We start from the raw sequence: 12,720 nt of genomic DNA, 5'->3' as shown, positions 1-12,720 counted from the left end.
ACGGCGCAGCCGAGAACCGACCGTTAAATCCGCTCCCGAAAACTGTCCGGGATTTAGCGGAAACGCTGTCCGCGAATTACCGAAATCACTGTCCGGGATTTAGCGAAAAGGGTGTCCGGGAATTACCGAAACACGCAGCGTGATCATCTGAGGCTTCATGGTAATCTGAAGTCACGTCGGCGCGGCCGGCCGGCCAGGACAGCAGGAGTTGACGGGGCCGCACAGCTGCAGAGTGCAGTCGATGTGCCGTCACCTCAGGAAAAGGCACTGAGCAAGGCCAGGCGCCGGATCAGGGAATTGGAGCAGAAGGTCGGGCAGCAGCAGCTCGATCTCGATTTTTTTCGCGAAGCCTTGCGGCACTTCGAGGAAGATCGGCGTCGGAGCAGCGCTCCTGGCGAAACAGAATCTTCAAAGTCATCGAAAAGATGATGACCGGCCTGTCGCAAGGCGAATTCAACATCGACAGAATGTGCTGGCTCGCTGGTGTCAGCCGCGCGAGCTATTACCGTCACTGGCTGGATTCGGCCCCTCATCGGGCCGAGACGGGTTTGCGCGATCTCATTCAGAAGCTGGCTCTCGGCAACATACACTACGGCTATCGCCGGATTGGAGCCCTGCTGCGGCGGGAGGGGTGGCAAGTCAATCACAAATGCGTTCTACGGATCATGCGTGAAGACAATCTGCTGTGCTTGCGCGCTAGACCCTTTGTTCCTGTGACGACCAACTCTAGGCATGGTTGGCAAGTCGTGCCGAACCTCGCGAGGGGAATGATCCTCAATGGCGTAAACCAGCTATGGGTTGCCGATATCACCTTCCTGCATCTGGCCGAGGAGTTTGCCTTCCTTGCCGTTGTCCTTGACGCGTTTAGCCGCAAGGTCGTCGGATGGGCGCTGGATATGCATCTTAGAGCAAGCCTTGCCATCGGTAAGCGGTCAGCCGATAACGTCAGGCCTAAAGTTCCAAGGCATGAGCATTTCGATCTCGGATGCCGGCCATCCTTGAGCGATGCGGGTCAAGGTCTGCGAGAGCCAGTCGAGCGGATCGACGCTGTTCATTTTGCAGGTTTGCAGCAAGGTGGCTACCGTCGCCCAGGTTCGTCCACCGCCTTGGCTGCCGGCGAATAGACTATTCTTTCGCGTGATCGTCTGGGGCCTGATTGCACGCTCGACGATATTGGAGTCGATTTCGATGCGACCGTCCATCAGAAAGCGTTCCAGCGCCTCCCGCCGGGTGAGCGCGTAGCGGATCGCCTCGGCGGTCTTGGATTTTCCGGAGACCTTCCCCAGTTCCGCTTCCCATAGATCGAAGAGGCTCGCGACAATGGCCACGGACTTTTCCTGACGGAGCGCGGCGCGGCTTCCGGCATCCTTGCCGCGAACCTCGTCCTCGACCTTCCACAATTCGGTCATGGCGATGATCGTTACCGTCGCGGCCTGCGAGATCCCGCTAATATGCAGGTCGTAGAAGTTTGCGCCGCAGGTGGGCATTATCTTGTGCAACAGATAAGGCTCATTATCCAGGGCGAAGTTTTATCTGGAGTTCTGCCGCTCAGAAGCTGGGTTCTGGCGAAAAAGCCGGCGGGGTTTGTCGACATAAAATCAGAGCGACTGGAGGAAAGAAAGCAGGTCTGGCTTCGGCTTCCATGGTTTGGTCTCGACGGGATCGAGATCGGCATGTTTCCAGAAGGTCTGCAGCGCATCACGCTTCATCTTCAGGTTGGTGGCTATGTAGCGGCTCGTGGTCGCAATGCTGGCGTGCCGATCAGCGACGTCGCCAGCGCCTTCGGGGTGTCGCGGCCGACCTTCTACAAAGCGCAGAGCGCCCTGGCCGAGCACGGCCTCGCCGGGCTGGTGCCCCAGCAGCGGGGGCCAAAGGGCGGCCACAAGATCTCTGCCGAGGTCCTCACCTACATCGACCAACTCAGGGCGACGCGGCCCGACCTCACCGTGCCGCAATGTATCGACGCGATCGCCACACGCTTTGGCGTCAGGGTGCACCGGCGAAGTCTGGAGCGGGCCATGGCGCCCAAAAAAAAACGACTCGATCCCCCGTCTCGCGGGCTCTCATCGTGCGGCGCCACTTGTAGATCAGGCTGGTCGCGACATCGTACTGGCGCGCTACCGCCGCCACTGTGGCCCCGGGCGCGAATGCCGCAGCCAGTATCCGGCACTGATCTTCTTCACTCCAACGACGACGACGCTCCGGCCCGGTCAATAATGTCACATGGCTCATGCTGTGCTGCTAACTTCGCTCGTAAGGACGACCTTAAGAGCGCAGCCTCGCTACCGTGCCATGCTCGCGCAAGGCGGCCCTCGCCGGAGGCGTACTGATCGTCTACCACACTGGATGTCGCGTAACGTATTTGCCCCCCCGTAAGGTCCATGTGTCGGCAGCACTCACGGCCAACCCGGTCGCCGCTCAGCGCAGGTCGATCTCGACGCTCTGATCGCCAAGATCGAACTCGGCGCGTCGCAGGTTTTCGGCAAGAGAATCCTCTTCGGCCGAGGTCTCTTGCCCGCAGCTGACGATGCAGGGGATTGGCTCGCTCTTTGCCAAGCGCTTTTGCTTGATGAGGATGCCGAGCGCGAGATAGCGCCGGCCGCCGGCGGGCACTTCGAACGTGCTGGTCTCCTCGCCCTCGCCGTCAAGAACGGGACGGACGTTCAGGCTCTGGATCAGCTTTCGCCGTCCTGCCGCCATGGCCCTGATGAAGCGCTCACCGAAGATACGGCGAAATGGACCTTTGCCATGAACCAGTCACTTGGCGGCATTCTTTCTCGGATCGGTTCAAGATCAGATAGAGCAGTTTTGTGGCGGCATCGTCGCTCGGGAAGTGGCCCCTGGCCCTGACTGCCCAAACGCTGGTGGGTTGACCATGGATATCGGAACACCGAAAAGGGCCGCGCTTTGTGTGCGCCCGCAACCTGACCCCAAGCGCTATCGCCCAGGCTGCCGGCAGCGCTCTAGACAACCCCATCAGTCTGAATTCCCGGGTCGCTTCTCAGCAGAAATCAACAAGTCATCCTGGCTGGCGAGCCGCTTCTCGAAGAAAATCACCGCATACCCATGCAACATCCCCTCACCGCGGCGACTATAGCCAGACGTCTCATAGAGCTTTTGAGCCCCGACTTGGATGGTTGTTGTGTCGAGCATTATGCACTTGAAACCTAGCGCAACGGCGCGCAGCTCCAATTCACTAAGTATTCTCCTTCCAAGCCCTCGTTGTTGAAAGGCGGGATCGACCCGCATCCGCTTCAGCTCTGCAACATAATCTTCGGCAGGTTTCAGTCCACCCATAGCAACGAGTTGGCCGCCAATATGCGCAACTACAAAATCTCCGCCTGAGGCTAGATATACGTCGCCGACATTGCGTAAATCATCCTCCCATGCCCCTTCCGGCCCATGTACACCAACAGCGTCGGATGCGCTTCGATGCAACCGCCATACATCTTCAGCATCTCCTACCTCGAATCGGCGAAAGACCACTTCGTCTTGAGACATTGACCATTTTCGCCTGATGTCGGAGCTATGCTTGACCGAGGAGAATGTCGCCTCTAGCTTTGGTGCGCTCCCTAACAGCCGCTGCGACAACACAGCCTCAATACTTTCCGACATATCAACTCCAACAATTGGGAGACCCGGCCCTACCGTATATTTCAGGGCCGCACGACGATGCATCCGGGTAAACCGATCCAGCGCACAAACACAGGACGCGTGCAGCTCTCGGATTTCGCTGCCCTGACGCTCCACGATGGACGAGACCGTTGCGAGCTTAGGGAAGGGCGCTTTCCCTTCAAGCCAGCTTGGCTGGGTTCTCGCTCGCACCTTGTCTGGCGACAACCAGCGAAATACGTCGCCAATACATTTTTGAGGATAATATTCCGACAACCGATATACATCCTTGTAGAATTGCGGCTTCTGGCGCAACAGCTCTTCGCCGATCAGTAGAACCGAGACCGCCACGATGCGGGCAGAGAAACGACCGCTTGGGCCAAGCCTATCCTTGTAAGGGTTCTTTCCGTAGAACATGCGAAATTGCCCGAAAAGATCGTGCGACATATGTTCATAAAAACGTTCCAGAATATAAATGGCTGACTCCAGCGACTTCATGCACAGCGATAGACACTTGCGTGCATCTGCCGCGACCGTGTCTCGCAACTCAAGAAGAGCTTCTATTGCCGACTGTAAGTCACCCTCAATAAGTTGATGGCCGAGGCAAAAATCGCGCTCCTCGACCCCAGCTGAACCGAGGCAATATACGCGAGGATCGCTCTCCACCGGGTTGGTGAGGATCATGTCTTCATAGGAGAGGACATCAATGCTAGGCTGCCGCTGACGACTTAATTGTGCAATACGCATCAACGGTTCTCCTACCGTCAACTCCGCATCGACGGGATTGAGGCCGGCAAACGCTGACATCTGATAAGCACAATTGACGAGATACTGAATGTCTGTCTTAGCCACTCCGAAGTCGGACTGGGGCAGATTTATTAGCTGCGCCTCACAGTCTGTTCCCCGTATCATCGCGTTGATGCTCTGCCCAAGCTCCTTAACCGCTTCATCTGGCCGTTCATTCCCTTTGATCTGCGCAATATGGTGCGGGAGTTGCTCGGCGACGAAATCGCTGACAATCCCAAGCGGGCGTTTTGCCTGGCTGCGGTCGATGCTGTCGACCAGGTGAGAAAATATCCCCCGCGCCTGATGGGCGGGTCGATCTGGGATGGAAAAGGACGAGGTAAAGGTCATTGACGAGGTCCCCCGACTTCACCGAAAAACAGCTTGCATTTCCGCACTTGAGCCGTACCGTCCCGTTGGCGAGTAATCGTGCTTTTCCACGAGGTCGGTCTTCTTGTCCCTATCCTGCTATCGTTGTAGGCTACCCGGTCAAGCACCTGGTCCGAGAAAAACAGCAGAGACACAGCGCCTGAATTGATGATGCCGGCGGAAGTCAGGGAAAGTACGCCGTCGTTAGAGATGAATACCAGGTCGGCCTCCTTCAAGATTTCAAGCTCGCGGGGAAAGTATTCTTCGAAGGGCACCCCAAATTCCCCTGCGAAGCGGGATGACGACACTCCGCTGCTTCGCAAAACAAACATTACTGTCCTGCGCATCAGATCGTCCTCTGACAGTGCGACACCTTCCAAATCGGTTTATCGCCCGCTTCAACTCTAGTCGGACACCGATCAAAATCGGCCTCATTATAGAACTGGCACTGGCTCATGTAGCCAAATCCGCTAACCCCAAACGGCAGAAGATTATTGTCGTTCCAGGAATCGTACTTGCAAGACTGTTGAAAGGAGTGCGGTTGCGACGCCTGCGTCCATAGAAAATCGGCCCGTAACGATAGCCAAGCGCGGTGAGGATGTGCTCCGCCAAAAAATGCATGATTATCCGTTCCTTGGAGGGCAAGATGGGTCTTGCAATCGTGGGCGGTGGGAGTTCAACAAACCCATTTATTCCAGTCCTTTAATTTTGCCTCGCGATCGCTTCGCTCCTACCTGGCAAGCAATTTCGCCGGCTCTCAACGGAGGGAGCAAAATTCATGCCAATTGTATTTTGGCGCTAAAAATTAGATTGTAGATTTCCTTTCAGTTACTTAGCAAAAACATCGAGGAAGCCGGCCAAACAAGCCTATGTCCTAAAGTCGCCAAAACAGACATAAATTGTCGGACACCGTCGAAGGCCGCTGAGCCTCATCCGCTTCGACGAGAGCGGGGTCACCATCCACTATAAGGATTATCGCCGCCCTGGCGCCGACCGGCGGCAACTCATGACGCCCGCCACAGACGAGTTCGTCCGTCGGCTCCTAAACCATGTCCTGCCACCCGGATTCGCAAATCGTCTGGTCTTCCGGGGTGGTCATCGGGCGGCAGAGCCACATTCAGCAATTTGCGAGCGGGGGGGGGCCGTGCCCATGCTGCGGCGGACGCATGATCATCATCGAGTTGTTCGCCTGCCGGGGGCAGCCGCGAGCGCCGCCCTACGGCTCTCCAGCAGCACGCACGACCGCGCATGGTCCGACCTCACCACCCCACGCCGTTCCTGCGCTTACCGCAAAATCCCGCTGGCGCCGCCGCCGTCGGCAACCGCATCGAGCCCGGTCACCGGCAAGTGGCACGTTGATGAAACTTATGTCCGGGTGCGTGGTCGCTGGATGTATCTCTACCGCGCCGTCGACAGCGTGGGCGATACGGTCGAATTCTTTTTCAGCGAAAACCGTGACCTGCCGGCGGCCAAAAGTTTCTTACGGAAGACCCTGCAGCGCCATGGCAGGCCGGAACGTATCGCCATCGACGGCAGCCAGACCAATCACGAGGCCATCCGATCTTGCGATCTTGAAAATCGCCTGCGGGATCGATCGCGACGAGCACTGAAGCCGATCAGAATCCGCAAGAGCCAGTATTTCAACAACCGCATCGAACAGGATCATAGGCGCATCAAGCGCCGCGTCCGGTCCATGCTCGGCTTCAAGTCAACGACAACCGCCAAAATTATCCTCTCGGGCATCGAGATGGTTCATATGATGCGCAAACGACAGGCCAGGTTTGCCTACAATCCCACGCCCTCCATTGCCAAGCAGTTCGAAAAGCTCGCCGCATGAGCGCCGCGTGACGCTCAACCTGCCCTTGCGACCTCAGCTGAGCCACCGCAAGGGCCGTGACGCTGTGCCGTTCCATGCGCACCATGACGCGGTGACGCGCCAGGTGAGGTTTACGCGCAGCTGCATGCCTCCGCCCGGTACTGGGGCTCCAGCCGCGGGCCTGTGCTCCCTATCAAGCACGTACGAAAGGGAAGGACGAACGCGGAGTGGGCCACGTCAAGAAGATCGCGATCGCCGGGCGGCGGTTCGAGAGCTGGGCGGCGTTCGAGGCGCATCTGGACCGGTGGACGCGCGTGGTCGCCGACCAGCGCGAACACGGCACGACCGGTGTCGCGCCGGTGGAACGCTTTGCCGATGAAGCTCGCACGCTTCGCCCCCTGGCTGGGCGTGCCCCGTTCGGTCAGTTGCGGGACCTGGTCCGCAAGGTTCAGGCCGACTGCGCGATCGATCTCGACACCAACAGCTACTCGGTCCCTTGGCGCCTGATCGGCGAGAGCGTCCAGGTCGTGGTGCTGGCAGGCCGGGTGATCATCCGTCATGCCGGCCAGGTGGTGGCCGACCATGCGCTCTGCCGAGTACGACGGCAACGAATCGTGGACCGAACTCATTTTGTCGGCGTTGCCGGCTTCGAAGGCTCGGTACGCGCCGACCCGGTCGAGATCGCGCCGGCCGCGTTGCTGCGGCCGCTTGCGGAATACGAGGCGGGTGCTGGAGGGGCTTGGTGATGACGAACGTAGATCACGCGACCAGATCGACACGCTGAGCGTGCCGCCGCTCGCCGGCATGGCGAGCCTGTCCGATAGGCGTGAGCCCGGCTAGCCGCCGACCGCGAATGTTGCGGATGATCCGCGCGGCTGGGTTCGAGCCCCCGCAAGCGCCGCGTGTGGTCGGCATCGACAGCTGGGCCTGGCGCAAGGGTCAGCGCTAGGGTGGATTCCAATGGACTGGACCCAATGGGCGCTGATCGGGCTTTTGAGCATGACGATGCTGATCGGTAGAGACAAAGGTCAGCCGCACCGGCCGCCGGCTCTCTTCGCGCGTCTGACCGCATCCAGATAACCGGACAGCATTGTGTCCGCTATCGCTTGGCAGTTTGTCAGATTGGCTTCACTGCGCTGCAAATCCTCGATTCTCTAAGCGGCTGAAAAAGCCATAAATTCTATCGCTATCTGTCTACTAGCAGGCCTCTCTGATTGGGTGGCACGAGATTTGCTTCGTTAGCCAAGAGGCCGCGGAGCCGTATTCGTGTTGCGAGGCACAGCGAAGGAAGGAAACAACTTGCCAGATCTGCGACCGAAAACGCTTTATGTGGCCGGCAATATCACCAACGGCTTTCTAAAAGATGCCAACTCGAGCGGCGGTGCCGCGCAGAAGTGGTCACATCACGGTAGTGCGCGCCCGAGATCGAGTTAGATAAGAACGAATGCTTCGCTTCTCTGCGCGCCGCAATAGCGGACATGGATTTACATGTCCTTACCGGCATGCCTCCGGTCCAAATAACCATTGCTTGCCTTTCGTCGTCGGGGGCGGGCGGAAGCCGCGCTTCTAGGTCAGAACAACGGCCTCCAGCTTCCACAATAATGACTTTAACCTGTATTCATGCAATCACAGTTAAGAATAGGATAGCACTATGATTGTGCGTAGCCTGCACGATGTTGAAGCGACCGATCACTTCGTCGATTGGGGCAATGGTACTAGCCACCGCCTCCTGACGGATAAGGACGGCATGGGCTTTAGCATCTGCCACACCGTAGTGCGCGCTAACACCGTCTCGCTTCTGCAATACCGCAATCATCTCGAAGCCTGCTACTGCATCGCCGGAGAGGGCGAGGTCGAGGACATGGACGGTAATGTCTTCCCCATTCGCAAGGGCGACATCTATGTGCTTGACAAGCATGACAAGCATCTTCTGCGCGGGGGCCAGGACAAGGACCTGATCCTCGTCAGCATCTTCAACCCGCCCCTGAACGGAACCGAGCGCCACAAGCTCAACGACCCTGCAGGCTCGACATATTGAGCAAGGCGAACAAACGCCAAATCTCATTTAAACCGCCGCTCATTGCGAGGAACATTCACCTTAGCGACCCAACAACAAAATTTGTTCTCTATCTTGCTCATATCGGCTGTTCAGTTACATGTGTAAAGACTCGGAAGTCCGGCGCGTAACGCAGATCCTGCGTCGATGAATCGAATGTGAAGTGGTGATGACCTGCCATTAAACTTTCATCAAGCGGCGATTTGCGCAGCATTTCCGGTGCTCCGATACCATTCTCTGGACCGCCGGGATTAAAGTTTTCCGGTAGTCAGGCCCTCACCACCGCAAGGCAATATCGGTATCTCCGATGAAGCACTGACCTAGAGGCTGCGAATACTGATCCTGATCAATGATGTCGCAGCGGACATGCTGCCCGCAAATCCTTTTGCCCTTGAGCAGAAGCTGGGCAAGGTTCTGCTCAAGCGGCAAAACGATTCTCGCCTCAGGCGGGTCAAAGCTCAGATGGACGTTATCGATCAACCGCATCATGATGATGCGGTTGATCCAGGCCGATGATAGCCTGAAAGCTCGCTTCGCCCTCCTTGTCTCCATTCTCGGAATTTCCACTGCGACGGCCTTCACGCCAATCATCGAAATGCCAGAACTCGGAGACTCGACGAAAAAGCCGCAACCTCCTTATGAGGTCTCGCTCCGATGAGCCGACAATCCGGACGATGGACCGAACGCGCTTTCATTGCTGGCGGAAGGGCCATCGTCCGACAAGCGCTCTATATGCCAGCACTTGTTGCAGCCCGCTTCAATCCGATCTCAAGGCCAAGTACAAAGGCTTGTGCCGATTGATAGCGCGCTCAACGGCACGATGTCTGGCGATGTCGGATAAATGACAAAGCAGTATTATTGCTATCATATTGATTGAGAATGACTTCACCTTTTGGCACGATACGTGCGTAGTCTTCTAGCAAGGCGCATAGACTGAGGAGAAGTCGCGCGATGATCACGCACACCGGAAACTCAGACGAGGGTAGGGTGGCAGCTGCGATACTGCCGGCGACGATATTTGGTGACCTGGGAGCTTGGCGGGGATTGGGAAGATCTGGCTCCGCCGCGCAAGAGCTTCGTTACCGTCAATTGACGCGAGATTACACTAGCGATCGTAGGCCCCCCGTGCAGATTCGAACCAGTGTGAGCGATTACGGAGGGCGGCGCCTAGGACGGGAACTGCCCAGCTTGGTGGGTGAACTGCGGGAGGGATGAAGATGGCACCTCGGTCTTCTTCGGCGCGCGGAAGTGCCTGCGTACCAGGCGATCAGGATAGGCATCCTGCAGCGCGATCAATCTGCTCGAGTGTCTTTGTTGGCGGTGGTACGCTTGCAGTTAGATGCGCTCAGCTGGCAACGGAGATGGGCCACGTCATTGGTGCGGCCCTGTGTGGCGACGCCACATTCGCAGAGTGGGCGACTCGTGCCAACATCCCCTGCATGGAAAGTGCTGAAGAGCTCTCCTCTTTTTTGAAGGCTGAGCCGGTGGATTGGATTTTCTCCGTTGCCAATCCGTTGATATTGCCACCGGACGTGTTTGGGCGCGTGCGTCAAGGTGCTTTCAATTACCACGACGGTCCATTGCCACGATATGCGGGAACGCAGTCCTGGGCGCTGCTGGCGCAAGAGACCGAATATGCCATCACGTGGCATCGGCTCGATGATGGTGTTGATACGGGTGACGTCGTGGTTCAGCGCCAGGTGCTGATTGCGCCCACCGATACGGCACTGACCCTGAACCTTAAATGCTATGAAGCCGCGATCGAGGGCTTCCGCGAGCTCTTAACTGGCCTCGAGAATGGGAAGCTTACTGCCTATTCGCAGGCGCTGGTGAACAGAAGCTATTTTCCGAAACGTCGACGCCCAGATGCGGCAGGCTGTCTGCGATGGGATCGATCCGCGCAAGACCTGTCAGCGATGACGCGTGCCCTAGACTTTGGCCCGTATCATCCCAATCCATTGTGTCTGCCCAAGGCGCTCGTAGGCGACGAGGTTGTCACAGTCAGACGCCTGGAGGTGTTGGCTCAACGCTCGGGCGTTCCGGCAGGTTCGTTGCTTGAAGTCCACTCCAGCCATTGGCGTGTGGCGACGGGTACAGAGGATGTCGATGTTTGCTTTGGCGGCCCCAATGGCCAGGTGCTGGACGCGCGAGCCCTCGCTAGGCACTCCAATCTGGATGAAGATGGTCGCCTTCCGATCTTGAGCGATGAACAGGCGCGGAGCATAACTACCACCCATGAATTACTGGCGCCTCGGGAGGATTTTTGGCGACAGCGGCTCGAGCAGTTTAGAAGATTGCATCCTCCTTTCTTGTCGTCGTCCGTGGCTGTGGCACAGCCTAGGTGGCAGTCGAGTTCGTGGTTCATTCCGAGTGCTTTGGCTAAGCTGTCCCCACTCGATCGCACGGACTACTTGGTAACGGCTTGGCTGATCTATCTCGCCCGCATCACGGGTGAAACAGAGCTTCAACTGGGATGGACGCCTGCATCGGATGAATCACAAGCTGGCTCCAAAGCGGTGGAGGTGTTGATCGCCTCTGTCGTCCCGATGGAAGTTACCATTGATCTTGCACATGATTTTGAAGAAATGCGCAAAACGGTGGCGGCCGAATTCGCTCAGTTGAGGGCGCACGCTAGCTTTGCCCGGGATCTTATCGCGCGCTGCCCGACATTGCGAGGTGTGGAGGCGCTACGGTTGCAGCAGCCCTGGCCGATTGGCATCACAATCACGACAGACTGCGGTTCCCTCGCTGGCGATCTGAAGACGAGCCACAGAGCTGGCCCAGCCCTATGCGGCGATTTGCTGACCTTTGAGGTTTGCGCTCTGGATGGGAGCTTTCGCTGGCATTTTGATGCCAGTCGATTAGCGCCGAAGCAGATCGACCGCATGACGCAGCATTTGCAGACTTTGTTACATGGTGTGACGGTCGACGCGGGGCAGCCGGTCGGCCGCATCGACATCCTCCCGGCCGACGAACGCACGTATCTACTGGAGCAGTTGAACCGGACGGCGGCGCCTTATCGGTCGGAGCGGTACATCCATGAGCTGTTCGAGGCGCAGGTTCGCCAGGCGCCGGGGGCGGTGGCGGTGGTCCATGAGAACGAGCGCCTGAGCTATGGCGAGCTCAATGCGCGGGCCAACCGGCTGGCGCATCATCTGATCGCCCTCGGGGTCAGGCCGGATCAGCCGGTGGCGATATGCCTGGAGCGCAGCCTGGCGATGGTGGTGGGTATTTTGGCGATCCTCAAGGCGGGCGGCGCCTATCTGCCGCTGGATCCGGCCTATCCGTCGGCGCGGCTGCGGCAGATTGTCGACGATGCAGAACCGCAACTGCTGCTTTGCGATGCCGCCGGCCGGACGGCACTGGGCACCGAGGCGCTGGCCGATGTCAGCGTGGTCGATTTGGATATGGCCACTCCGGTCTGGGCCGCGCGATCGCCTTTGGACCCGGAGCCGCGCACGCTTGGCCTCACCTCGCGCCATCTCGCCTATGTCATCTACACCTCCGGCTCAACCGGAACCCCAAAGGGCGTCGAAATGTCTCACGGCTCGCTTGTGAATTCGCTCTCGCCCTCACCGGGGAATGGAGCGCCAAAACGCACACTTCAATTCGCGACCCTGAACTTCGATGTGTCATCCCAGGAGTTGTTCATTTGTTGGAAGGACGGTGGACTGCTCGTGCTCGTGCGGGAAGAAACCCGTAGCGACTTCTCCGACTTGGTCGAATTCGTGAAGAGGGAGGCGATCGAGCGCCTTTTCCTCCCGTTCGTAGCATTGAACCATTTTGCGGAGGTCTGGGGGGCGCAGCAAGTGCTGCTGTCCTCTTTAAGCGAGATCTATACAGCCGGTGAGCAATTGCAAGCCACTCCATTGCTTAGGGCGTTCTTTGAAGCACATCCAAAGGCGAGATTGATCAATCAATACGGGTCCACAGAAATCAACGTCATTGCCGAGCACCGCCTTGCAGCTGACCCATCAAGCTGGCCCCAATTGCCTCCCGTCGGCCGTCCGATTGCGAACACGCGGGTGTATCTTCTGGACGGCCATGGCGCGCCGGTTCCATTCGGGGCGGTGGGCGAGCTTTA

Annotated in this window: 9 protein-coding genes and 6 pseudogenes; 8 read left to right on the top strand and 7 right to left on the bottom strand. The window is 58.1% G+C overall.

The genetic code is table 11. The features are described from left to right. Positions 1-425: 425 nt before the first annotated feature. Positions 426-692, top strand: a pseudogene (locus NKH19_RS31930) (IS3 family transposase); the annotation flags it as partial. Between the two features lie 240 nt (positions 693-932). Here NKH19_RS31930 and NKH19_RS31925 read toward each other — a convergent pair. Together NKH19_RS31925 and NKH19_RS33705 are read right to left on the bottom strand one after the other, a co-directional pair. Continuing rightward, positions 933-1,466, bottom strand: a pseudogene (locus tag NKH19_RS31925) (IS66 family transposase); the annotation flags it as partial. Positions 1,467-1,598: 132 nt separating this feature from the next. Next, the gene (locus NKH19_RS33705; RefSeq protein ID WP_502911091.1) at positions 1,599-1,883 is read right to left on the bottom strand and encodes a hypothetical protein; all 285 of its coding nucleotides are present in this window, start codon (positions 1,881-1,883) and stop codon (positions 1,599-1,601) included. Here NKH19_RS33705 and NKH19_RS33700 point away from each other — a divergent pair. Further along, the gene (locus tag NKH19_RS33700; RefSeq protein ID WP_502911092.1) at positions 1,788-2,330 is read left to right on the top strand and encodes a hypothetical protein; all 543 of its coding nucleotides are present in this window, start codon (positions 1,788-1,790) and stop codon (positions 2,328-2,330) included. The two genes, NKH19_RS33705 and NKH19_RS33700, sit on opposite strands and share 96 nt — an antisense overlap. Positions 2,331-2,418: 88 nt before the next feature. On the opposite strand, the gene NKH19_RS31910 is transcribed toward NKH19_RS33700, so the two are convergent. From NKH19_RS31910 to NKH19_RS31895, 4 genes and pseudogenes are all read right to left on the bottom strand, one after another. Further along, on the bottom strand, positions 2,419-2,700 hold the full coding sequence (locus NKH19_RS31910; RefSeq protein WP_502911093.1) for a ParB/Srx family N-terminal domain-containing protein: 282 nt from the start codon (positions 2,698-2,700) through the stop codon (positions 2,419-2,421). Then, a pseudogene (locus NKH19_RS31905) lies at positions 2,692-2,854 on the bottom strand (IS256 family transposase); the annotation flags it as partial. The gene NKH19_RS31910 and the pseudogene NKH19_RS31905, both read right to left, overlap by 9 nt. Before the next feature lie 122 nt (positions 2,855-2,976). Continuing rightward, positions 2,977-4,746, bottom strand: a complete 1,770-nt coding sequence (locus NKH19_RS31900; protein ID WP_352983695.1) for a GNAT family N-acetyltransferase — start codon at positions 4,744-4,746, stop codon at positions 2,977-2,979. Then, on the bottom strand, positions 4,743-5,111 hold the full coding sequence (locus tag NKH19_RS31895; RefSeq protein WP_352983693.1) for a hypothetical protein: 369 nt from the start codon (positions 5,109-5,111) through the stop codon (positions 4,743-4,745). The genes NKH19_RS31900 and NKH19_RS31895 overlap by 4 nt, the downstream gene beginning before the upstream one ends. A gap of 581 nt (positions 5,112-5,692) precedes the next feature. Here NKH19_RS31895 and NKH19_RS33695 point away from each other — a divergent pair. From NKH19_RS33695 to NKH19_RS31875, 4 genes and pseudogenes are all read left to right on the top strand, one after another. Beyond that, positions 5,693-5,834 (top strand): annotated as a pseudogene (locus NKH19_RS33695) (transposase); the annotation flags it as partial. Positions 5,835-6,100: 266 nt separating this feature from the next. Further along, positions 6,101-6,601 (top strand): annotated as a pseudogene (locus tag NKH19_RS31885) (IS6 family transposase); the annotation flags it as partial. A gap of 79 nt (positions 6,602-6,680) precedes the next feature. After that, a pseudogene (locus tag NKH19_RS31880) lies at positions 6,681-7,326 on the top strand (Mu transposase domain-containing protein); the annotation flags it as partial. A gap of 905 nt (positions 7,327-8,231) precedes the next feature. Then, on the top strand, positions 8,232-8,618 hold the full coding sequence (locus tag NKH19_RS31875; protein ID WP_352983690.1) for an ectoine synthase: 387 nt from the start codon (positions 8,232-8,234) through the stop codon (positions 8,616-8,618). A 294-nt stretch (positions 8,619-8,912) separates the two neighbouring features. Here NKH19_RS31875 and NKH19_RS31870 read toward each other — a convergent pair whose 3' ends face one another. Further along, positions 8,913-9,227, bottom strand: coding sequence for a hypothetical protein (locus NKH19_RS31870; RefSeq protein WP_352983700.1), 315 nt, complete (start codon positions 9,225-9,227; stop codon positions 8,913-8,915). A 63-nt stretch (positions 9,228-9,290) separates the two neighbouring features. Between NKH19_RS31870 and NKH19_RS33690 the strand changes: the two genes are divergently transcribed. After that, positions 9,291-9,437 (top strand): transposase, encoded by a 147-nt coding sequence (locus tag NKH19_RS33690; protein WP_352873354.1) that lies wholly within the window; start codon positions 9,291-9,293, stop codon positions 9,435-9,437. Between the two features lie 638 nt (positions 9,438-10,075). Beyond that, positions 10,076-12,720 (top strand): AMP-binding protein (locus NKH19_RS31860; RefSeq protein ID WP_352983688.1); only part of this gene is annotated, 2,645 nt, incomplete at its 3' end.

The sequence above is a fragment of the Mesorhizobium sp. M1338 genome (genome assembly GCF_040318045.1).
GTDB lineage: Bacteria > Pseudomonadota > Alphaproteobacteria > Rhizobiales > Rhizobiaceae > Mesorhizobium.
This window is presented reverse-complemented; position numbering and strand designations above follow the sequence as displayed.

Excerpts from the sequence above, each read along its gene's own strand:
- NKH19_RS31870 (WP_352983700.1), bottom strand. The coding sequence starts at position 9,227 with ATGATTGGCGTGAAGGCCGTCGCAGTGGAAATTCCGAGAATGGAGACA.
- NKH19_RS31900 (WP_352983695.1), bottom strand. The coding sequence starts at position 4,746 with ATGACCTTTACCTCGTCCTTTTCCATCCCAGATCGACCCGCCCATCAG.
- NKH19_RS33690 (WP_352873354.1), top strand. The coding sequence starts at position 9,291 with ATGAGCCGACAATCCGGACGATGGACCGAACGCGCTTTCATTGCTGGC.
- NKH19_RS31910 (WP_502911093.1), bottom strand. The coding sequence starts at position 2,700 with ATGGCGGCAGGACGGCGAAAGCTGATCCAGAGCCTGAACGTCCGTCCC.
- NKH19_RS31895 (WP_352983693.1), bottom strand. The coding sequence starts at position 5,111 with ATGCGCAGGACAGTAATGTTTGTTTTGCGAAGCAGCGGAGTGTCGTCA.
- NKH19_RS31875 (WP_352983690.1), top strand. The coding sequence starts at position 8,232 with ATGATTGTGCGTAGCCTGCACGATGTTGAAGCGACCGATCACTTCGTC.